General features: G+C 49.8%; 17 protein-coding genes. 7 read left to right on the top strand and 10 right to left on the bottom strand.

The features are described 5' to 3' along the window. Positions 1-663 precede the first annotated feature (663 nt). Together H6F90_RS25280 and H6F90_RS25275 are read left to right on the top strand one after the other, a co-directional pair. Positions 664-1,518: a DUF2267 domain-containing protein gene (locus H6F90_RS25280; RefSeq protein WP_190441733.1), complete on the top strand. Its 855-nt coding sequence runs from the start codon at positions 664-666 to the stop codon at positions 1,516-1,518. 223 nt (positions 1,519-1,741) lie between these two features. Continuing rightward, positions 1,742-2,446 carry a hypothetical protein gene (locus H6F90_RS25275; RefSeq protein ID WP_190554826.1) on the top strand — a complete coding sequence of 235 codons (705 nt, stop codon included), beginning with the start codon at positions 1,742-1,744 and terminating at the stop codon, positions 2,444-2,446. A gap of 506 nt (positions 2,447-2,952) precedes the next feature. Here the strand turns inward: H6F90_RS25275 and H6F90_RS25265 are convergent. From H6F90_RS25265 to H6F90_RS25245, 5 genes are all read right to left on the bottom strand, one after another. Then, entirely contained in the window at positions 2,953-4,347 is a 1,395-nt protein-coding gene (locus H6F90_RS25265) for a hypothetical protein (protein WP_190554825.1), read from the bottom strand. 182 nt (positions 4,348-4,529) lie between these two features. Continuing rightward, positions 4,530-4,730: a S26 family signal peptidase gene (locus tag H6F90_RS25260; protein WP_255525066.1), complete on the bottom strand. Its 201-nt coding sequence runs from the start codon at positions 4,728-4,730 to the stop codon at positions 4,530-4,532. Between the two features lie 102 nt (positions 4,731-4,832). Then, entirely contained in the window at positions 4,833-5,861 is a 1,029-nt protein-coding gene (pyrC, locus tag H6F90_RS25255; RefSeq protein WP_190554824.1) for a dihydroorotase, read from the bottom strand. Positions 5,862-6,007: 146 nt separating this feature from the next. Beyond that, the gene (locus H6F90_RS25250) at positions 6,008-7,042 is read right to left on the bottom strand and encodes a tetratricopeptide repeat protein (RefSeq protein WP_190554823.1); all 1,035 of its coding nucleotides are present in this window, start codon (positions 7,040-7,042) and stop codon (positions 6,008-6,010) included. Between the two features lie 89 nt (positions 7,043-7,131). After that, positions 7,132-7,812, bottom strand: a complete 681-nt coding sequence (locus tag H6F90_RS25245) for an RNA polymerase sigma factor (RefSeq protein WP_190554822.1) — start codon at positions 7,810-7,812, stop codon at positions 7,132-7,134. 289 nt (positions 7,813-8,101) lie between these two features. Between H6F90_RS25245 and H6F90_RS25240 the strand changes: the two genes are divergently transcribed. Further along, entirely contained in the window at positions 8,102-8,683 is a 582-nt protein-coding gene (locus H6F90_RS25240) for a glyoxalase-like domain protein (RefSeq protein ID WP_199296167.1), read from the top strand. Positions 8,684-8,764: 81 nt separating this feature from the next. Here H6F90_RS25240 and lysS read toward each other — a convergent pair whose 3' ends face one another. The 3 genes from lysS to H6F90_RS25225 form a co-directional block, all read right to left on the bottom strand. Beyond that, on the bottom strand, positions 8,765-10,483 hold the full coding sequence (gene lysS / locus H6F90_RS25235) for a lysine--tRNA ligase (RefSeq protein ID WP_190554820.1): 1,719 nt from the start codon (positions 10,481-10,483) through the stop codon (positions 8,765-8,767). A 148-nt stretch (positions 10,484-10,631) separates the two neighbouring features. Further along, a complete protein-coding gene (locus H6F90_RS25230; RefSeq protein WP_190554819.1) occupies positions 10,632-11,546 on the bottom strand; it encodes an alpha/beta fold hydrolase in 915 nt (304 codons plus the stop codon). Positions 11,547-11,548: 2 nt separating this feature from the next. Next, entirely contained in the window at positions 11,549-14,785 is a 3,237-nt protein-coding gene (locus H6F90_RS25225; protein ID WP_190554818.1) for a tetratricopeptide repeat protein, read from the bottom strand. Positions 14,786-15,080: 295 nt separating this feature from the next. On the opposite strand from H6F90_RS25225, the gene H6F90_RS25220 reads away from it, so the two are divergent. Next, positions 15,081-15,617 carry a GAF domain-containing protein gene (locus H6F90_RS25220; protein WP_190554817.1) on the top strand — a complete coding sequence of 179 codons (537 nt, stop codon included), beginning with the start codon at positions 15,081-15,083 and terminating at the stop codon, positions 15,615-15,617. A gap of 15 nt (positions 15,618-15,632) precedes the next feature. On the opposite strand, the gene H6F90_RS25215 is transcribed toward H6F90_RS25220, so the two are convergent. Then, the gene (locus tag H6F90_RS25215) at positions 15,633-16,448 is read right to left on the bottom strand and encodes a nucleotidyltransferase (protein WP_190441720.1); all 816 of its coding nucleotides are present in this window, start codon (positions 16,446-16,448) and stop codon (positions 15,633-15,635) included. 274 nt (positions 16,449-16,722) lie between these two features. Between H6F90_RS25215 and H6F90_RS25210 the strand changes: the two genes are divergently transcribed. From H6F90_RS25210 to H6F90_RS25200, 3 genes are all read left to right on the top strand, one after another. Next, complete coding sequence (locus H6F90_RS25210) at positions 16,723-17,484, top strand: metallophosphoesterase (protein ID WP_190554816.1); 762 nt, start codon at positions 16,723-16,725, stop codon at positions 17,482-17,484. Between the two features lie 315 nt (positions 17,485-17,799). Then, on the top strand, positions 17,800-18,435 hold the full coding sequence (locus H6F90_RS25205) for a L,D-transpeptidase (protein ID WP_190554815.1): 636 nt from the start codon (positions 17,800-17,802) through the stop codon (positions 18,433-18,435). A 255-nt stretch (positions 18,436-18,690) separates the two neighbouring features. Beyond that, positions 18,691-19,275, top strand: coding sequence for a hypothetical protein (locus H6F90_RS25200; RefSeq protein WP_190554814.1), 585 nt, complete (start codon positions 18,691-18,693; stop codon positions 19,273-19,275). Between the two features lie 156 nt (positions 19,276-19,431). On the opposite strand, the gene H6F90_RS25195 is transcribed toward H6F90_RS25200, so the two are convergent. Further along, positions 19,432-21,348, bottom strand: a complete 1,917-nt coding sequence (locus tag H6F90_RS25195; RefSeq protein WP_190554813.1) for a GTPase family protein — start codon at positions 21,346-21,348, stop codon at positions 19,432-19,434. Positions 21,349-21,388 lie beyond the last annotated feature (40 nt).

The raw sequence follows: 21,388 nt of genomic DNA, 5'->3' as shown, positions 1-21,388 counted from the left end.
CGACTCACCTACCGCTCTCAAAAAGCGAAGCAGAAGCTCCAAGCGGTTTAGTTGCAGATCCAGAGGGCAAGGAGTGACTTAATCAACATCCCTTTCTATTTCCGATAAGGTTTAGCGTAGACTACTACGGCTTATGCGTGGCGATCGCAATAATATCGTTAGAATAATTTCGCTAGGCTCAAAGAGTGACCCGATAATTTAGAGCTTAGGCTGCCCTTCAGTAACATGTTGCACAAGTCAAAATCACAAAGGACTAACCTGAACTGAATCTTACTGCAACCCCTGCAATAAGCTATTCATGACTTAAACGATAGTCCTACATAACCTTTAACTCCAAAGCTTCCTCTTTTTGGAGGATCTTCCTCTCTCTTGAGAAGGAAACGAATTAGAGACATCAATTAACATTAATTGCTTTAGGAGCGGCTCTGCGTCAGGTTAGCAGATTTCCTCCTAGTGAATGTTTCCTGTGGCAGATGAAAGAGTTGTCCTTCTCCTACTAATTTCAATAGCGATGGCTGTAGCAATTCAATCTGATGAAATTCTTGGCAGGGTCGTTCAGAGCTTTTTCTGAGTCTGCTTTGATAAAAACTGGGTTTAACAAGCCTAAATCAATAGAGATCAATGCTTCAGCCGTTGAACCCTATTGAAGTATGGAAGAATTTTATGCCAATTGACATCCGAGATGATGTAGTTTACATCATGTTGAAAAAAATTGATGAGTGCGATCGCGGTCCTGGTCCCGACGAAGTAAATTTCTCCGAGACGGACTTTGCGGGTTTGAAAATCACCCCTAAAGATGTGCTCGGTCACTTAGATTATTTAAACCAACGGCAGTACATTAACGCTGAGTTTACAGGCAATGCCTACGGCAACCAGGAAGATGTTCCTGATGCAGTTGCTCCTAAAGAGTTCGATTTCAGAATCGCTAACAGCTTCGGGGCCGCTGACGGTCCTCTACCTCATCTCATTTCCTTCAAGAAAGCAGAGTTGACCGAAAAGGGTCGGCAAATGTTGGACGAAATGAACGCAGACCCACCGAAAGCACTGGAGAGTGGTCCAGCAGTTCCGATCGCTGACAAAGACTCGCCTTTCCTAGAGCGGGTCATGGTCAAGGCCAATTTGACTGACCTATACGACGCCAGAGACATTACTGAAGTCGTGTTCCGCACCATGCGCGACATGATGACCAATGAAGCGGTCGATCGCGTGGCTGAAGAACTGCATGAACCGATGGAGCCAACAGACGAGAAAGCACTGCAAAATGAAGTAGCTGACTTGTGGATCGACACAAATCCTTTGGTGCGCTTCCTCAGTCGAGTTCGTCCTCCACTGATCATCAAAGAAGATACCTTCCTGTTCCGGATTCGCCAAGAAGCAGGCATTCCCCAGGAGACTGATGTAGACACCGTTCTTAAAGCAGTCTTTTCCGCAGCCAAAGATGAACTTTCGGAAGATCGGATCAAAGAGATCGCCGAGTTCTTGCCTGGCAAAATTCGCCAAATGTGGGATCACGCTTAAGCAAACTTCAGACTGATTTTTCAGAGTTAATATTTTGTCTGCGATCGCTCTCAATTTAGGGAGGGCGATCTTTTTTTTACCTACTTTGAAGTCGATTGATCAGCCAATAGATAGCTGATCAATCGACAATATGCCTTCCATGATCAAAGAAATTGGATCATCAATTGCTGACTTAAACAGCTTTAAATTCAATCTTTAGCTCGATGGCTTGTAGGAGAAAACCATGATTCAATTTAATCCCGTCAAAAAACTCTCCCTAGGAGCCGTGGGGGTGGTTGTGGGAGGCTTATTAGTAGGTTTGCCACTAATCAATCAAGTCACGGCTCAAACCCGCTCATCGGTGAATCCTTGCCCTCGCATCTATTACGAAGAACCCTACAACAGCACTCGGCTGGTTCCCTCCGGTTGTCAAGCTAATGCTTTTACCCAAAGTGCCAATGCCACTGGCAGCACGACAGGCAATATTACTAACGCCACTGGTAACGCTATAGGCAACACTAATAACCAGCTATATCGAATTAACCCATCCACCACTTTACCTGGAACGTCATCTGAGAGAGTCGGCACAACAGCTCCTGCTCAACCCCCTCTCCCCGCAAGCCTCGGAAATGCGATCGCCACAGTGATTCCGCTCAACGGCAGAGTCGATGTGATGCTGAGAAACAATACTGGTACTGCCATCACCTATGAAGTGATTGGTCATACCCAGCCGCGATCGCTTGCAGGTGGCGCTGAAGTTATGCTGCAAGACTTACCTGTTCCCGTGACAATCACCACCCTCCGTCCTGACCGAGGCTTAGTACAAATCGCACCGATCGCTGGGGCTCAAGCAGGCTCGATCGGCTTTGCTCTCGATGGATCAGCCAGACTGAATAATGCCCAGGAAGCAATCCGAATTCAAAACAACGGCCAAGTGTTGGTGAACTAATTCTTTTGGCACCTAACCCCAGTCCCAGCTCTACCTAGCTTGCTTCCCCGCTGGGGGAAGGGGAGTATGCAGGTCAAATCTATGCCACATAGCTCTCCTCAGTGCAGTAGGAGTATTGCTTCATGCGAATGACATCGCGGACTTGGTCTAACAATTTTCGAGGTCGTAGTTCCATATCAGCACCCTAAATTCCGTCTAATTCCGTTTCTGGGATCTTAGGCAAAATAAAAGGCGAAAATAGAGCGAAGAAACGTTGAAGAATTTGGGCTAGTTCCTGAAATAAGGGGTATCATACGGAAAATTGTTCGGGCTAATGTCTGACTTGGGGGATTAGGAAGAGCCGATTCGGCTCTTCCTAATCCCCTCTATAAGGTAAATATGCCGAATCAATTCTGTCTAATTAATAGTCATGCGGCTTTCAGCTATCTGTAGGGCAGTAGCTTGAAGGCTGTTTGTTGGTAATGTTCCAGTTCCCGCTAAGCAAAACGTAAAACAGTACCGTTAATTCAGGATTGTTCAGAAATTGCGTCAATTTTACGTTTAATAGCGGTGTACGCCTCTTCCTTAGTTGATAGCCATTCCGCTAGTCCTAATGAAGCTATATCGTCATCACCATTAGCTTGCATAAATTTGGGATGGCTGTAACAAAGAACATTTACTGCTAAACCACTCCAATCTTGATCGATCGAGTCAAGAGAAACCAGAATAGTCCAGCCACGATAATGCGCCATGTGGTTTTCACAAAATGGTCCATTTTGCCCCCCAATGTACATTAATTGATCTTCTACCCAGACTTCTGAAGACAATTCTTGATAAGTTGTTGTGCTAGGAGTAGAAGCCTTATACTTTTTGAGAGCTTCTTCAGTTTCAGGAATAAGAGCCATACATACTCTTTGATAAAGAAATCCATTTGGAATTTTCAATTTGTAGCTGTCTGTTTGGGGATCATAATCATGAATTGCAATTTTTCTACCCTCAAAAAGCTGTGGATCTAGAGGATGCTTCGCAAATGGATTGAGGAGAATATGACAACCATCAAGCAAAGTTTCTTGATGATTTGGTCTTTCAGCAACAAAACGCTGGACTCCTGTTTCAGTTTCCGATTCAATAGCTCTAGAGCCATAAAAGATAACTGGATATTTTCCCTCTCCAGCAAGGGCACGAACCTTACAAAGAGTTGCCCGGTTGTTAAAAAAGATGGCACTTACATCAGCCATTGCAGGATTAGTAAATAAGCCTAGAGGAATTTCCACACCAGGTTTTTTCTGTACTTGATATTTTCTAGACTCCCCTACAATGAGTAATTCTCCTTCGTGAGTGCCCGGAATAATCAAAGGTTGCTCATAAGCGTAAAGAACACGAACAAGGGCTAAGCTATCTTGAAGGAAAAAGAAGGGTTGATCAAATGGGGTAACGCATATTACAAATGGCTTGTTCTGAACGTGAGCAAGCTTTGAATAAGATGAAATGTATTTCTTGTGTTTATCAGTGACTGCTTGTAATAGTCGGATTGTAGAGAGTCTTAGAATATCCTCCATTTTAGATTCTTCAAGCATACGCGGCTCTTTATCCCACTCAGGACGAAAGCCTTGAGGGTGGTTTGCTGTAGTCGCTTCAGCAATAAATTCACCATAAGGAGAAGTTAATATAAAGTCTGGTGCTGGATGGGAGAAGTCAACTGAGCAATTAAGCTCTTTGAAACAGGCAAAGAGATATAATTCCCAAAACGAAGAGTTAAATGTTGTTTGGAATTCTTTTACAAATTTATTGTCTCGATCTGCAAAACCATCCGCCCAATTTTTCAAGACTTTACTTTCCGGATCGTATAGTCCTGGTTGTGCAATAAGGCGAAAGTGAGGATGTTGAAGTTCTTCAGATACGACAGGTGTGAAGAGATCCATAGTTTTAGGGTTAGATAAGTGACTACCAGCTTAGCTGACGGGCAAATACAGCCACATAACAACCCGACTACAGTGGACTGCTGGGAGATCCTGGTGATGTTGCAAAAGCTACTTGCAGCCGCTCAGCCAGAACGTTGACGCTGAGGAACCGTTACAAGCCCGTAGTTATAGGTCGCTTCTTCCTACACATAAGGTTCTGCAATGACCTTGCCATTAATAAGGGTTTGTCCATCACGAATTTGCACCACATATCCTAGTAGACCAACCACACGTTTAATTAAGTCATCATGCGGGTTTTGGGCCTCTAGCCTAGAAGGAGCTTTGACCACGACCAAGTTGTTTCGTTGCGGGGAATGGAAGCGGTAACTTAGTTTCTCAACCAGCAGGCGATCGCGAAGTATCCCTTAAATCGCTCACTTCTAGGAGCTTGGGAAAAGGTCTAAAGACGGCGGAGAGTTGGTCGAGAAGTAGGGATCAGGCTTCTGTCACGTCATTTGCCACGTCATCTCTTGGCCTGCCCGTAAAGGCACAAGCCCGGATTCAGTAAATGGAACCTCGTCGGGAACGCGCCAAGTCGTTCTGGTCAAAGTAATCTGTTCGCTATTGCGCGGGAGTTGATAAAAATCTGGTCCATAGAAGCTAGCAAACGCTTCAAGCTTATCCAGCGCATCAGCACTCTCAAACGCTTCTGCATACAACTCCATCGCGTGCAGAGCCGAATAGCAACCCGCGCAGCCACAGGAACTTTCTTTGCTATCGCGGGGATGGGGAGCGCTATCGGTGCCAAGAAAAAACTTGGGATTGCCAGAGGTTGCCGCTTGCAAAAGTGCTAAGCGATGCTCCTCACGTTTCAAAACTGGTAGGCAATAGAAATGGGGGCGAATACCACCTTGAAATAGGATATTGCGGTTAAATAACAAATGTTGTGGCGTGATCGTTGCAGCGACATTGTTGGCAGACAGGACATACTGCACAGCATCTGAGGTGGTAACGTGCTCAAGCACCACGCGCAAGTTAGGAAATCGCTGCTTGAGGGGGATCAGATGTCGCTCGATAAATACTTTCTCGCGATCGAACATATCAACATCTTGATCGGTCACTTCCCCGTGCAGGAGCAAAGGCAGGTCTACCTGCTGCATCGCTGCAAAAACGCGATCGCACTTACCAATGTCCGTCACACCGAAGTCTGAATTGGTCGTTGCGCCCGCTGGGTAGTACTTGACCGCTTTGACAAACTGGGATGCTTTGGCCGCGATAATTTCTTCAGGGCTGGTGTTGTCAGTGAGATAGAGTGTCATCAGCGGCTCAAACTGTTTACCAGTCGGAATAGCGGCAAGAATGCGATCGCGATAGGCAGCAGCAGCAGCCACGGAGCGTACTGGAGGCTTTAGGTTCGGCATAATGATCGCACGGGCAAACTGACGCACTGTATGGGGCAGAACCGCTTTCAGCGCGGCACCGTCGCGGAGATGCAGATGCCAGTCGTCAGGTCGGGTTATCGTAAGCTTTTGCATCTCGTAATTATAAAACCGCTAGTACTTCATTACGGAAGACATAAGCTAACAAGGCCATGCACTGTTGAATCACCGAGGTTTCTCCTCAGCAGGCGATCGCGAAGCATCCCTTAAGGAGAATTGCCCACTAGGAACTTGGGGGAGCGCTAAAGACGGCGGAGTTGATCGAGGAGCAAAGATTCGCTTCTGGTATCTTCTAGCGCCCGTGCTACTACAATCGCTCTTTGATAGAAATTGCGGGCCGTTTCCCGGTTGCCTGAGGCTTGATAGATTTCGGCTAGCGATCGCAATGTCGTGAGCTGTTGGCGCAGATTGCTCTGCTCTTGGGTTAACGCTAAGCGCTGATCGAGTACCTCTAAGGCACGAGTGTAGTTACCCAAGGGGCGATAGGACGCAACTAAGCCATCAATGGCCCGAAGGTGATTGGGGCGATCGCGACTAGTGCGAGCCAACCGTAGGGCCACACCATAAGCATTGGCTGCATCTTGATACCGTTGCGCTCCTCGGTAAGCATCGCCCAAATTGTTATAAGTGCTGGCCTCGCCACTAGGATCGCCTGCCTGTCGTCGGTAGGTCAGGGCTGATTCTAGTTGTTTAATTCCTTGGTTATAGTTTCCGGTCGCTACGGCTGCCAAGCCCAGGTTGCTCAAAGACAAGCCCTGACCTTCCAGGCTATTGATATTCTGTGCGATCGTTAGGGCTTCGTTAAAGACACTGGCAGCGGCTTGGGGGGCTCCACGACGCAACAAAACGGTCCCGACATTATTCAGGCCGTAAATTTGGCCTCTAAAGTCGCGGTTGTCACGGGCGATCGCTAAACGTCGGCGCAGGGCATCTTCTGCTTCCCGGATTCTGCCGAGTTGAGCATAGGTCAGGCCAATAAAGTCGTAGGTCAGGCCAGTGGCCGAGACATCGCCAATGCGTTGGTAGAGCTTCACCGCTTGTTGCCAAGAGGCGATCGCTTTTTCGAGTGAGCCTTGTTGTTCGTACTGTCCGCCTAGGCGAACCAAGCGATCGGCTTCATCTCTCAGCTCACCTTGAGTGCCGTTATTGACAGGAATATTTAGCTGTTCATTTAAGCTGGCAGCGTTAGCCCCGCTCAAGTTGAACAGGCAAACTGTACCTGTGGCTGTCAACAGTGATGCGGACGCAAGAACGACTGCTAGTAAACGGCGACTCATGACAATTTCCTCACAACCAAGCTTGATGGAATCACAGGCACCCAGCGCCGTAAAGCTGACTCGATTCAGCTAAATTCGACGAACGGTTTTTATTCAACACTAGGTTCCAACGTGATCGAACTAAAGTCGAACCCATCGGTCCGATCCCTAGTATTCCCACCTAAATAAATTTCACAAATATCTTCTGGAAGAGCCTCTTCTAGGAGTTTGTAGCCTTCTTGCAACCGCACCTTAACTTCTGCGGGCGAAATTGCTTCCCCCTCCGCCTGCAAGTAAGCCGAAATCCGAGTTTCGCTCCAGTGAAAGGTTTGAGCCATCAAAATCATCAGCCGCAGCACTGGAGGCAACTGGTCTAACGCCTGCTCCACGTAGCACCACAGCGGCGGTGAAGCGCCTTGCAAAGAGTAATGCACCGACTCGACCGGGGGTAATTCGGCTTGGTTGATGCAAAAGGCTGTCATATTAATCAGCCAATTTTGCAACGTCAGGTTTTCAATATTCGAGAGCTGGCTCGATCGCAAATCTAACCCACCTAGCTCATGAAAGACGTGCCGCCAGGTAATGGCAAAGAGGTAGTCAGCCTGCACGGGTGATCGCGCTGAGTGCCGAATTAAAGTGTAAACAATTGGGCTGTAGCGACAAAAAATAGCCGTAAAATATCGCCCCGAATCAGGATGGCGCTGAAACAGCGTCAACAACTCCTGATCGCTATGATGAAAGAGCGATTGGACAATCGGATGATTGCTTTCAGGAAACGTAGGAATTTGCACGATTTTCAGTCACTGACTGGCTGAGTCTCTAATCGGAATTGACTCTTACTATAATCTACGCTTTTCCCCAATTAAAACTCTTTTTCTGAAAACGAGCCCGTGGCGATTAAGGAACAGTTGGTGTTCAATTCCCAATCCGCCACAAGTGAGCCTTTTTTGAAGTTTGGATGAGGTAGGTTTAGCCTTGATAGACTAAGATCACTAGCGATGTGTGTCAGCCACCATCTCTAGAATTCTGTTCAACTGGCTTAAGTCCCTCACTTAATTCATGGTTCTAGCATTGAGTGTGATGCCCTTCCTGTCTCAGCCTCTAACTTTGGGAGCTTTTTTCCCCGCCCTGCCGTTAGACAGCCTCTTGTCAACGCAAGGAATTATGGTTTTGCTCTTGGCAGCTTATGCCGGAGCGATGTGGATGTTTCTTACCAGTGCCCCAAAAGTGCACACCATTATGGTGTCCGACTTGGAGTCCGGTCGTCAGTTCTATGAAGGAGTGTTGGGCTTGGCTGCTGCTGAGGTGCCATTGCACTACTACTACAACTATGAGCAAAGTCTGGGCGCAACCAGCGTTGACCCACTCTATATGTCTCCAGGTTTAGGGGGACCAGCGACTGCGACTCGCAACTTCAATGGCACCGATGGCCTCTGGTACCAACTCAAGAAAAACACCCAGGTGCATGTGATCTCTGGAGCCAGCCTGGGCCAGAAAGAACGCCAACGCCATGTCTGCTTCGATCGCGACTGCTTAGAACAAGTGCTGATGCGGGTGCAAACGCGAGGCATTAAGCACAAAATTCGCCGCGAAAAACCCCTGAACTTCTTAGTCAAGGACTGGGAAGGCCGCGTGATCGAGCTGGCAGAAGTCTCGAATTAACCCCTCTCCCCACCGGAGCGGGACTTTAACTTTAGCTCCCCTTCCCTATTAGGGAAGGGGCTGGGGGTCAGGTCTCTTCGACTAACTCACTTTTTCGCAGGTGTACTTGGGCTTGATGTGCTCGTTAAAGTATTGCCCCTTGGAGGTGGCGGTTTCCAAGCCTTGATACACTACTTCGGGTACATCCTGGTACTTGTAAGCAAGGCCACGCAGAACGATCTCTAGCGTTTGAGTTTTAGCATCGTACTTGTGCCCTTCAATCAAGCTGCTTTCGGGCTTTAGGAGCGGAAAAGCGATCGCGTCTCGAATGCTAGGGCTATCGGTCAGCAGCATCACCAGGCGATCGATACCGATTCCTAAACCACCCGTGGGGGGCATGCCATACTCCAGCGCCGTCAGGAAGTCTTCATCCACATCATTGGCTTCCAGATCGCCTGCTGCTTTGCGGGCCGCCTGCGCTTCCAGCCTTTGCCGTTGATCGATCGGGTCAGTTAACTCCGAGAAGCTATTGCCTGTTTCTCGACCCACAATAAACAACTCAAAGCGCTCAACTAATCCGGGCTTGGAGCGATGCGGCTTGGCGAGCGGTGAAATCTCTACGGGGTAGTCGAGCACAAACGTTGGTTGAATCAACGTCGCTTCCACTTTTTGCTCAAAAGCTTCGTTGAGGATGTGCCCAATGGATTCACACTCATCAACTCCGCCAATCTTGGCTTGACGTGCTGCTGCTTTAGCTTCGTCTAAGGTTTGAAATTGGCTGAAGTCAATGCCTGTTTTCTCTTGCACTAGCTCGTGCATCGTGGCCCGTCGCCAAGGTGGAGTCAGATCGATCGCCTCACCTTGGTAGGTAATCTGGAGCGTGCCTAAGGCCGACTGAGCCGCATAGGTAATTAACGCCTCGGTCAGGGCCATCATGTCGTTGTAGTCAACGTAGGCTTGGTAAATCTCGATCGTAGTGAATTCGGGGTTGTGCCGTGTGGAAATCCCTTCATTACGGAACACGCGACCCAACTCAAACACTTTCTCAAAGCCACCCACGATCAGCCGCTTCAGGTGCAACTCAGTGGCGATCCGCAGGTACAGGTCCATCTCCAAGGTGTTGTGGTAGGTGACAAAAGGCCGCGCCTCTGCACCGCCCGCCTCACTCTGCAGCACCGGAGTTTCTATTTCAATGAAGCCTTGTTGATCCAAATAGCGCCGCATGGCTGCGGTAATCAACGCCCGTCGCCGAAAGGTTTCGCGTACCTCTGGGTTAACGATCAAGTCTACGTAGCGCTGGCGATAGCGTTTAGCAATATCAGTCAAACCGTGCCACTTGTCAGGCAACGGTAAGAGTGACTTGGTGAGAATGGCGTATTCGCTCACGTAGATAGACAGCTCACCTTTTTCGGTCCGCTTGATGTTGCCGCGCACGCCAATGATGTCGCCTACATCGGTGAGTTGCTTCAGCAAGTTGAAGGCATCCGGCGTTTCTGGCATGCCTGACTGAATTTTCTTTTTGTCTAAATAAAGCTGGATGGTGCCAGTTTCGTCTTGCAAGGCAAAGAAGGCTAGCTTGCCAAACACCCGCCGCGCCAAAATTCGTCCGGCGATCGCGACTTCTATAGGATCTTCCGCGCCATCAGGCAAGTTAGCGAATTTGGCTTGGAGGTCGGCAGCATGATGGGTAACTTCCCAACGGTAGGCATAGGGAGTCAGTCCCGCTTGTTTCAGCTGCTCCACCTTTTGCAGGCGGTTGGCACGAATTTCTTCTAGGGTAGAATTGGCTTGATTTTCGGGTCGGGACTGCTCAGAAGACATAGGTTAATCAGTAACGGCCAAGCTAACGATGGGTTAGGTGCACCTGTTCGCCACAGCTAGCTCAACAGGTCAAGAACAAAATCTGATTATAGTCGCCAAGCCCATCCATTGCTGGAGGTTTTCCGCCCAAAAACGATCGCTTTTGGCGTCAACTTGGCGATCGCAAAAACGGCAAAATTGCTTCGGCGAGTGGAGCAGGATATTCCTCATGTAAACCCAGCGAGCCTGTTAGTTTTTGGGTTTGGACTCCAGAGAGGGCGGCGATCGCTTCCATTTCTGCCTTGGATTTAGGCGGCGCTTGCTCCCCAATCACAACCATCAGCGGTGTGGGCAGAGGTTGGCACCAAGCTAGGAAATCAGCGCGATCGCGGACGGGGTCTAAGGCTCCGGTGACAAAGGCGGCAGGGGCGAAACGGGCTCCGGGTTGCTGAGTGCTGTGCCAACGGCGATCGACCAAATCTGGGGTGACGTTGGCGGGGTCAGCATAGACGTGACGGCGATACATCAACGCCAAAAAAGACGGGGTGGTGTTGAGCTTGTACAATGCTTGACCCAGAAGAGGCGATCGCACTGTTCCTCTCACCACACCTGCGCCTTTGGGCTGCACGCCCATTGTCGGTAAGGGACCACGCCACGTGGGGGCGACCAAAGCCACGCGAGACAAAACTCCAGGCTGCTGGGCCAGCTTCATCGCGTAGCCTGCGGCATGTCCTGCGGCTACGACTGCAATAGGTTGCTGAAATACGGCCCCAACGAAATCTTGGAGCAACTGGTGATAGACAGTAGGTTCGTAGTTGATTGGCGGACGAGCCGACTCTCCAAACCCCAGCCAATCGATCGCCGTAACTTGAAACTCGAAAGCTAAGCGTTTGGCTAATCCCGCCATTTCTGCTCGCGTGGAAACGGTGCTGAATGCAGGCAGTAGTAAAACAGGAGCGCCTTGTCCTAAGGTTTCGTAGGCGATCGCAAATTCTTGACCTTGATAAGACCACAGGTACTGCTGCACAGTGCCGCCAATTTCTGTGGTGGCAGTTGTGTTGAGGGTTTGTAATTGCTGAGTCATATCTAAGCCTCAATCAACTGGCGGAACCATTCATCTTCCCAGAGGCGATCGAAGGCAATATCAGTTTTGGCTTCTTCCCGGTACTTCGAGTCAAGCTCGATCGCGCGTTGCAAGTGTTTGAGGGCTGGGTCTACCTCCCCTTGCAGCGCGTAGCAGTTGGCTTTGTTGTAGACCGCACTGGCATAGTCGGGTTGCAGGTTCAGAGCTTTGTCTAGGCTCTCTAGAGCTTCGGGGTCACGACCGAGCTGCACTAGGGCATAACCGCGCTTATCCCAAGCTTTGGGGGACTCTGGTTTCAGCTCAATCACCTTATCGAACGAGGCGATCGCTTCTTCGTACTGTTGCACTTCCAGCAGCGCCAAGCCGCGGTTCATCCAAGCTACAGCGTCATCCGGTTGGTACTGCACCGCTTTGTCGAATGACTTGAACGCTTCTTTGGGTTGCTGCAAGGTGCCGAGCGCCACCCCTCGGTTGACCCAAGCTTCGTGATAGTCGGGCTTTAGCTCCAAGGCATGGTCAAAGGAGGCGATCGCGTTTTCGTAACGCTTCAAGCGGCCCAGGGTTAGGCCACGGCTCAACCACGCCTTGTAGTTGTTGGGTTCCGTTTGCACCACTTTCTCAAAAGCGGCAAAGGCGGCATCGTACTGCTGCAATTCCTTCAAGGCCAAGCCGCGTTGGTAAATCGCACCCGTATGATTGGGGTTGAGTTCTAGGACTTTATCAAAGGCGGCGATCGCTTCTTCATACCGCTCTGCTTCAAAGGCGCGATTGCCCTGCTCCACAAATTCATCAGGCCGCAAGAATAGCTCTGGGCGGTTGGTCTGGAGGGTAATGAGTTGCTCAGCTAGAGTTTGCAACTGGGGTTGAATTTCGGATTGTACCGTCGTAATTTGGGTTGTAATTTGCTCGGCGAAAGCCTGTAATTGCGGCTGAGTCGCAGATTCTAAAGCAGTAATTTGGTCGCGGAGGGCTTGGAGCTGCGATTGCGCGGCTGTCACGGTGGCGATCTGTTCGCTCAGGCTTTGCAATTTTTGCTGCATATCTGCCATGAAACCTTCTGCGATCTGCTGCGGCGAGATCTCTGCGAGTTGCTGCAAGATTTGGTTTTTCTGAGCCTGCGCCCCAGTTTGCAATTCGGTCAGGCGGACGGCAAATTCTGACTTTAACTGCTCTAGATTCTGGACAGTGGCCTCTTTATGACTGCCTGTATCAGTCTGGAGCCGTGCCAACTGGGTGGCAAATTCGGTTTCGGCTCGGTCCAAGTTGCCCAAAATTTGGACGCTCTTTTGTTGCGCTTGGGTCTGAGCATCTTGCTGCAACTGAGCCAATCGTGCGGCAAAGTCAGCCCGCACTTGCTCTAGATTGCCTAAGCCTTGATCTTTCTGTTGTTGTACCGCAGTTTGCAGTCCTGCCAGTTGATTGGCAAAGTCCTGCTGCGACTTTTGAAGTTGTTGTAGCAGTTGCTCTTGCTGCCGTTGGGCATTGGTATAGAGCAGTTCCAGACGAGGCGCAAAATCGGTTTTCTGTTGCTCCAGACTTTGGAAGACCGTTTCTTTGTGCTGCTGGGCACTGGCTTGCAGTTGGGCTAAATCAGCCGCAAAGTCCGAGCGAACGCGGTCTAAGTCACCCAAGCCTTGATCTTTTTGTTGTTGCACTGCGGCTTGGAGTGCTGCCAATTGCTCGGCAAAGCCCTGTTGCGATCGCTGCAATTGTTGCAACACTTGTTCCTGCTCGTGGCGGGTGGCAGCTTCCAGTTCGGCCAAGTGAGGTCCAAATCCAGATTTGAGCTGCTCCAGATCTTGCAGAATCGTGTCTTTGTGTTGTTGGGCTCCAGTTTGCAACTGTGCCAATTGCGCCGCAAAGTCAGCCCGGACGGTTTCTAAGTCGCCTACGCCTTGGTCACGCTGCTGCTGCAAGCTGACCTGTAAATCGGTGAGCTGCATGGCAAAGTCTTGCTGCCACTGTTGGAGTTTTTGTAGCACTTGCTCTTGCTGTTGCTGTGCCGCCGTCTGCAATTGCGCCAAGTGGGAGGCAAAGTCAGCTCGAACGGTTTCCAGATTGCCTAAACCCTGCTCTTTTTGCTGGTGGACTGTGTTTTTCAAGTCGGTAAGTTGAGCCGTAAAGCCTTGGGCCGATCGCTGCAAGTCTTGCAAAACTTGTTCTTGTTGCCGCTGAGCAATGGCGTGTAGCTCGGTGAGTTGCGGGGTAAGTTCGGTTTTGACTGTTTCCAGGTCTTGCAGCGTCAGATCTCGGCGTTGTTGAGCGGTGGCGACAAACTGTGCCAATTGCCCACTGAACTGCTGCTCGGACTGGTGCAATTTTTCTAGCACTTCTGCTTGCTGTCCGACAAAGTGCTGCTCCGATTGGTGCAGTTTTTCTAGCACTTCTGCTTGCTGGTGCTGGGCTACCGTATGCAGCTCGGTGACTTGGGGCGTAAATTCGGCTTTGACAGCTTCTAAATCAGCCACGATCGCGTCTTTGTGCTGTTGGGCGATCGCTTGCAGTTGGGTGAGTTGGCCCGCAAAATCGCGTTCTGCGGTGGCAAAAGTCTCTAGAGTGCGAGCTTGGCGTTCTTGACTGCCCGATTGCAGCTCGGCAATATGCGTCGTAAAGTCTGACTCAAATTCAGCTAATCGTTGCTTCGCGGTTTGCAGTTGAGCTTGTAGCTCGTTTAGTAGTTGCGATTTAGTTTCGGTCAAATCGGTGGCGAGATCGGCAAGATTCCCTTTCTCTTGGGCCATGCGTTTTTGCAGATTCTTAGTTTCATGCTCCACTCGCTCAGCGATCGCTTCTGCCGCATCTAAGACATCTCTGGCATCTTCCGTGGCCTTGGTGACTTGGACTTCTAGCGTGCCCAGTTCTTCGATCTGCTCCTTGGCACGGATAGCAATTTCGTTAATCACAGCGCGGCGCAGAAACCAGAGTGTGGCGATCGCGGTTCCTAGCAGCACAATCAGAACAGTCAACAAGACATTAAATAAGGTCAGGGCACGTCCCAAAGTGCGGTTGACTTCCGCCTGCACCTGCTCTGCGACGACTTCGTTGGACGGCACCTGCGCCATGAGTTCGCCCGACTGTCGGGTGCCGAACTGCTGAGCAATTACGCTGGAGTCCAGGGGGAGTAATGTTTTGGAGCGCGTGGGTTGAGCATTGGCGACACCAACAGACAGTAGGAGGATAGAGAGGGCAATACCGCCACGCGGTACCAGGGCAAAAATGTCTTGATTTTGGCGCTTCATTGGTCTCGTCCTTGTCTGTGAGTCGGGGTGGGCGATCGCTTATTTTCTCAAGGTTAATCAAAATCAGGCCCAGTGTCCTAGAGATTACCAGGCCATCCTGACTTCAACACCCTAGATCTAAGCATCGCAGCCACGCAAGCAATACTATCGCTAATCTAACCTGCTCTCAAACAGTCGGCCTCGCTACCGAAAATCTTGAGTCAATTTCTGACAATAAGGCAGCACAAATGTCCCACTAGAATTCATTCCCTAGGGCGGCAGTCCTGATTCAACCCTTGAGGCGAAACCTTAATCCATGACCGAGCCAAAACCAGTTCTCGAAGCTTGTCCACCCTCATTGGCTACTTCCCCAAGGACCGATTCATCAAAGTTTGATTCTGTTCTGGCGGCAATGCTCGAAACGGTTTGTGAAACGATGAATTGGGAGTATGGCGAGGCTTGGGTAGCGATCGATGACAAAGTGCTCCAGATTAGTTCAACATGGCAAACTCAGACTCGGTTGAGCCGCGATCGCAAACTGGATTGGGAGTCTTTTCATGCCTGTAGCCAAAAGTTTGTCTTGCATTCTGCGGAAGGCTTACCCGGACGAGTTTGGGCTTCGCAAACTCCAGAGTGGATGGTAGATGTTTCTGCCGAGTCGGAATCCTACTTTTTGCGGCATCAGATCGCCAAAGCTTTCGGTGCCAAGGCAGGCTTAGGTTTGCCTGTGCTCATCGAGCAGTTGCAAGTTGTCCTGGTCTTTTTCCGGTCTGAAGCTCACAGTCGGGATCAGGAATGTATTAATTTGACTGAGGCTGCTGTCGCCCAGATCCAGGCACAACTGCTGCATTAGGCTGCATTGGGCCAACTAAGCTTCTTTCTCTTGAATTAAATGCTCTGTCCACTGCTCAACATCAGCTTGAGAGAGATTGCTGGGAGGATGAAGCCGAGCATCTTTATAACCCCATTCTTCAACATCAGGTCGATATTGCAACGGGGCTAATAGTGTTCCCTGACATAGCTTAGTCGAGATTGGTGCGGCGTTCGTTTCTTGCTGCAACTGCTGGGTGAGCTGATTCATCACTCCCTCTGGCACTCGCGATCGCTCTCCGGGATAAATAAACCCGAATAGAACTAAGTGACTAAACAACACTCGCCAATGGTCACCAAACCGAGACAACAGGCGTGACCAGTTAATTTCATCGCCACAAGCTAGCAATAGATGGGCAATATCCGCATCATCAAAGCGATCGCGGGCCATGACATAAGCCTTAGACCAGATTGTTTCCTCAATCGGACAAATTTGTACCGTCATTCCCAACACTTCTTCGGTGATGGCATGCTCAAACCAAGCGTCATCGACTGGCGCACAGCCATTGGCGGAGCTGAAGATCAGGTCCACGAAGTTATCACCACAGAAAGCTTTGCCTAACCAATGACGTACTGACAGTTCTGTTTCGTATCCCGCCGCCCCAAACACCTCAAAAGTTCGCTGTACATCTCGCGGGTGCACAAACAAATCTAAATCTTTTGTTGGTCGCGCGATCCCTGTATAGCGCTCAAAAGCATAAGCGCCGCCAATTAAGAAAGGCACTTGAGCTTGTTGCAAGACTCGGAGCGAACGACAGTAAAAGTCGCGAACATGCGGATCGAGATCAGCTAGGTGCAAGGCGTGGGACGGCATTGTGGTTCTCTAGAATATAGAAATTATAAATAACTACCACCTACATACCTAAACATAAATAAGGTAAAACTTTAGGCGATTTCAGTAGTATTTTCTACCCTGACGTAAGTACGAAATAATGACCTCAATCCAGAGAGCGAAATGATCTCATCCTGAATCCCGTGATCATCACTCCTGGCAACTCAAAAAATGCGCCTGAAGAAACAGGTAACTCTGCCTTACCCACGACATAATCGGGGGCAGAAGTTGTAGAGATTTGAAGTGAGAGGAACGGATGGCGATCGCAGAAAATACTGTCGCAAAACAGACTGTGCGGATAGCCGCCGTAGGAGATATTCACTGCACCAAAACCTCTCAGGGAGAGTTGTACCCACTGTTTGCCCAAGCTAGTGAGCAGGCAGACATCCTATTGTTATGTGGTGACTTGACGGATTACGGCCTGCCTGAGGAAGCTCATGTTTTGGTGAAGGAATTGACCGGAGCTAGAATCCCCGCGATCGCCGTATTTGGCAATCATGACTATGAGTCAGGCCAGCAAGATGAAGTCAGGGAGATCTTGGAACAGGCTGGCGTTAAAGTCCTAGATGGGGAAGCCTGCGAGATTGAAGGAGTTGGTTTTGCTGGGGTAAAAGGGTTTGGTGGTGGCTTTGGCTCTAAAGCCTTAGGAGCTTGGGGAGAAGCAAGTATCAAGCGGTTTGTGCATGAAGCAGTGGATGAAGCACTGAAGCTGGAAGCTGCCTTAGCTCGCTTAGAAACACCCCACCGAGTCGCTATTCTGCACTACGCCCCAATTCAAGAGACTGTCGAGGGAGAACCACCGGAAATCTTTCCCTTCTTAGGTTCTAGTCGTTTGGAGGAGCCTCTAACTCGTTACTCAGTCACAGCGGCTTTTCATGGTCACGCTCACAACGGTCATTTGCAGGGGCACACCAGTAGCAATATTCCGGTCTACAACGTCTCTCTCCCTCTCTTGAAAAAAGCCAATCCTGACCATCCTCCCTTTCACCTGTTGGAAGTATCGCTCAATCCTGAATAATCACCAAAAATTGTGCTGCCATCCTAGGCATAAAAAAGAAAGAAAAGAGACTTCAGTGATTAGGATAGAGCGATCGCGCGGCTAATTTCTAACTCGTTTAAATCAAAAGAAATTCTCAGTCAAGCAGGAGGCAAGGCTGGGGATTTCTTGCTTGTGAGGGATGCGGATTTACTTTCCAACCTGCTTCTATCTACAGCAGTCCTTAACCGTACCTCAGAGATGCAGTCAGAAAGGTGGCGATCGCTGATCTCATTACTTATAGAAAAATATTACAGAAAAATTGCTGGAAACTCTCTGCCACTTTTGTTTTGCACAATGTTGAAGTACTTAACTCGCCCAGCTAGCTTGTCTTTGCTGTTGAGCTTACTCGCCCCTGTCTCTATCCCTCAAATATCTCAAGCTGCTGATGTCATAACTTCCCCCCTACCAGCCTCAAGCCTAGAATCAGCACCAACACCAAAAACATCAACGCCAACGCCAACACCTGTTTTAACTCCAACCTCACCATCAACACCAGCCTTAACCCCAAGCCCTATTCCAGCCAATCCCTCGGTTGAGCAGCCCATCCGTTTGGAAATCAGCCGCAGTAAACGACGAGTGACACTCTACCAAGGAGATGTTGCCGTTAAAAGCTATGCGATCGCGGTCGGAAAGCCTGGTTGGGAAACTCCCCTTGGAACTTGGCGGGTGCGGCAAAAACTGCGGAATCCGATTTGGATTCATCCCTTTACGGGTGAAGCAGTGAAGGGAGGAGATCCGGAAAACCCTTTAGGTCGGCACTGGATTGGCTTTTGGACAAATGGCAAGAATTGGATTGGTTTCCACGGCACCCCTAATCCAAAATCAGTCGGTCAGGCAGCTTCGCATGGTTGTGTACGCATGTACAACCAAGATGTCGAAGAAATTTTCCAAAAAGTAAGCTTAGGTACCCCTGTCAAAGTTACGCCCTAAAGCGGTAGGAAGCTTAAGTCAAGTTTTCGTGATTTTCTGCTAGAACCTAACGGGTTTTCAGCCTCTTGTCAACAAGCTCAACCTTGAGATAGAGCAACATCAGTCTGAAGGGAGACAAACAGTCGTCACAAGCTATTTACACTTCGTAAATATTGGGGTCGCCATGAGCTGCATTGGCACCAGAAAACCAAAACATCCATTCAAAAGCAATTAAGTCCTAATTCACTTTTTAGTACAAAGGTAGAGGAGATACAGATGAACGGACACAAGTATTTGAGCAAAACTCTGGCAATTCTGACAGGTGTGGTTGGTGCGACTGCTTTAGTGGGTTTCCCTGCTGCTGCCCAAGTTAACCCTAGCCCTAGTATTTTTAACGAGGCTCCCTACAATCGCAGCGCTCCTTCTGTAGGTCAATCTACTGGTGGTTCAACTGGCGGCTCGGTGAATACCCAGGAAGCAACTCCCACTGATGAGCCTACAGGTGGCTCCACAATGGAGCAAATGCAATCTCCTGGTGGTTCTAGTACAGAGACCACAGGTGAATCTAATAACTCAAGTGGCGGTTCGGTGAATACCCAGGAAGCAACTCCCACCGATGAGCCTACAGGTGGCTCCACAATGGAGCGAATGCAATCTCCTAGTGGTTCCGGTGCAGAGACCACAGGCGAGTCTGGCACCACGATTCGGCGTACTACCGAGAGCGAAACTCAAATTCAGCGCTCTACTACTACTCAGCCAAGCCAAACTTCTCCTGGTGTCACTCAAGATGCTGAGCAGTCTAGCCCTACTACAGGTGCGACAACTGATGACGGTAGCGCTGGTGTTCCGGGTCTCTGGTAATCCTTTTTTGAGTTAGATGCCGAACCTTTGGGGGCACCTGCCCCCAAACCCCCGCTGAGGGACGGCTGCGTCCCCCAGACCCCCTCCAGAAGTAGGATTGTAGAGGGGTGCGTTGCGCTTCGCTTCACCCCCCTCTTAATCGTTGATGCAGCCAGTTCAAATCTGTTGCAGATAGAATTCAAGGCGCTCTCGGAGCTGTTCTACAGTGAGATGCTGGGCCCAGTACTCCACTAAGGCGTGACCAAAAGCCCAAGCATTTCGCTCTGGAGAGGCAGAATTGTCTAGTAACAAAGGCCAGAGGGTGAGCAAATCAAAATTGCGAGTTTTGGTGTCTTCTGTACCCAATAGCGAGAATAAATCATAAGCCATCTGTAACTTACCGACTACTACAGGCAACTGCTCAACTGGAATCTTTTGCATGAGCAACTGGGCTAGGGCAGGAGATCCGGTGGTCATGGTGGAGACAAACTGGAGGACTGGACTTTTGAGTAACGCGGTGAGTCCTTGAGTCGTTGCCATTTGGAAGGTGTACTGGTCAATAATTTTGGCTGCTGCCACTGTACGAGCTTCGCGATCGCGCAGAAAACGGGCCAAACGCAGTTGCTTCGCAGGGGCGATCGCTTCTACCAACCCCATTGAGAGCGCATCAACGTTCCAAGGATTTCTGTTGGTTTTGCTATCTTTAGTTACAACCGGAAGCACCCGATCGCAAAACTCTCCTAGTAGCTCAGAGCGATACTGCGTGGCTTCTCGGATCGCCTTTTCCTTAGGGCGTTCTCCCCATTGCCAGTCGTAGGGTGGTGTCCACTCACGCATTGGACGTAGGCGATCGACTTGGGAGACAATCACAATCACAGGTAAGTCTGCGATCTCTGTTTTGATCTCCTTCAGGAAGTCCACATCCATTTGCAAAGCTGGATCGAGAGCAGGCGTAATCAGCAGGAGTAGATCCGCTGTCGTGGCATAGTCCAGTACTTGCTCGCGTAACTCAGCCCGATTAATCTGCTCATATCCTGGTGTATCCCACAGCGTTAGAGTTTCACCTGTTTGGGCTTGCCAATGGTAGTTCTGAATTTGGTCGGTGCTAGGCAAAACATCTACTTCGGCTAGCTCAGCTTGAAATAGCGTATTGATCAAGCTACTTTTGCCCGCTCCGGTGCGCCCGACCAACAACATATTGACGGGTTTTTGTGCCACCACTTCCGACGATTCAGTTTGGGAGAGGATATCACGGAGAGTTTGGGTTTTGGCTTGCGGGAGAGTTGGGGTAGCGGTAGAGAAGGTTGCAGTGGGTAAGGTGTCGCCACTGTAAAGCGCGATCGCCTGCCGACATAAGTTTCGCAGCGCTGCTTCCCGGAGCATCTGACTCAAATTCACCAGGAGTTCCTGGGTAGCTTGGTTATTAGAGCGTTGGCTGGCCTGTTTCGCCAAAGCAGCAGCAGGATTCAAAAACCATTGGGCCCAGCCTAAAACTTGCCATAGCTTCCGAGCCGAAGGTTCCAGTTTTCGATACACCTCGTAAGCCTGGTAAGCCTGCCCCACCGTTACCTGATTCAAGGCTGGTGAGAGCTTCTGCATCCACTGATCGAGGTCATCCACCGTACCCCGAATTAAGCTGTAGGCTTGGGGCACGTAGATGTTGAGTAGGGGATATTTTACATCTGGGTAGTAGATGTGAGCGATCGCGGCCACCAAATCTTGACATCGGTTCCAAAAAGTTTGCCAATCTTCCCAAATGGGGCGATCGCTTTGGGCAGCTTGCAGAACTTCTTGGAAAGCTGATTCTGCTGTACTGGCAGTTTCTTTACCTCCAGGCAACTGAGTAGCTACATCTGAGGAAGATTCTAGTTCCGCACTCATTTCTGCCATCACTGCTTCTAGCTGGGCGATCGCAGGTCGAGTCCACTGCACCAGCAGCCACCGCCAAGCGACCAAACCGAGAGTAAATACAGCCCAAATCCAGTTCAGATGCCATTCATGGATTTGCACGCCTGCGGCGATGAGCAGAAAACCAACAATGCTGACGATCGGAAGTGCTAATACGACCCACTGCCACAACTGTAATCGCACCATTGCTCTACCCTGCCTTGACTAGACTGCTGAGTCCAACGTT

This window comes from Trichocoleus sp. FACHB-591 (assembly GCF_014695845.1).
In the GTDB taxonomy this organism is placed as follows: Bacteria; Cyanobacteriota; Cyanobacteriia; order FACHB-46; family FACHB-46; genus Trichocoleus.
The sequence above is the reverse complement of the archived record's forward strand: the minus strand, read 5'-3'. Positions and strand labels throughout refer to the sequence as shown.

Excerpts from the sequence above, each read along its gene's own strand:
- H6F90_RS25265 (WP_190554825.1), bottom strand. The coding sequence starts at position 4,347 with ATGGATCTCTTCACACCTGTCGTATCTGAAGAACTTCAACATCCTCAC.
- H6F90_RS25230 (WP_190554819.1), bottom strand. The coding sequence starts at position 11,546 with ATGACTCAGCAATTACAAACCCTCAACACAACTGCCACCACAGAAATT.
- H6F90_RS25220 (WP_190554817.1), top strand. The coding sequence starts at position 15,081 with ATGACCGAGCCAAAACCAGTTCTCGAAGCTTGTCCACCCTCATTGGCT.
- H6F90_RS25240 (WP_199296167.1), top strand. The coding sequence starts at position 8,102 with ATGCCCTTCCTGTCTCAGCCTCTAACTTTGGGAGCTTTTTTCCCCGCC.
- lysS (WP_190554820.1), bottom strand. The coding sequence starts at position 10,483 with ATGTCTTCTGAGCAGTCCCGACCCGAAAATCAAGCCAATTCTACCCTA.
- H6F90_RS25210 (WP_190554816.1), top strand. The coding sequence starts at position 16,723 with ATGGCGATCGCAGAAAATACTGTCGCAAAACAGACTGTGCGGATAGCC.
- H6F90_RS25195 (WP_190554813.1), bottom strand. The coding sequence starts at position 21,348 with ATGGTGCGATTACAGTTGTGGCAGTGGGTCGTATTAGCACTTCCGATC.
- pyrC (WP_190554824.1), bottom strand. The coding sequence starts at position 5,861 with ATGCAAAAGCTTACGATAACCCGACCTGACGACTGGCATCTGCATCTC.
- H6F90_RS25215 (WP_190441720.1), bottom strand. The coding sequence starts at position 16,448 with ATGCCGTCCCACGCCTTGCACCTAGCTGATCTCGATCCGCATGTTCGC.
- H6F90_RS25280 (WP_190441733.1), top strand. The coding sequence starts at position 664 with ATGCCAATTGACATCCGAGATGATGTAGTTTACATCATGTTGAAAAAA.
- H6F90_RS25225 (WP_190554818.1), bottom strand. The coding sequence starts at position 14,785 with ATGAAGCGCCAAAATCAAGACATTTTTGCCCTGGTACCGCGTGGCGGT.
- H6F90_RS25200 (WP_190554814.1), top strand. The coding sequence starts at position 18,691 with ATGAACGGACACAAGTATTTGAGCAAAACTCTGGCAATTCTGACAGGT.
- H6F90_RS25205 (WP_190554815.1), top strand. The coding sequence starts at position 17,800 with ATGTTGAAGTACTTAACTCGCCCAGCTAGCTTGTCTTTGCTGTTGAGC.
- H6F90_RS25250 (WP_190554823.1), bottom strand. The coding sequence starts at position 7,042 with ATGAGTCGCCGTTTACTAGCAGTCGTTCTTGCGTCCGCATCACTGTTG.
- H6F90_RS25275 (WP_190554826.1), top strand. The coding sequence starts at position 1,742 with ATGATTCAATTTAATCCCGTCAAAAAACTCTCCCTAGGAGCCGTGGGG.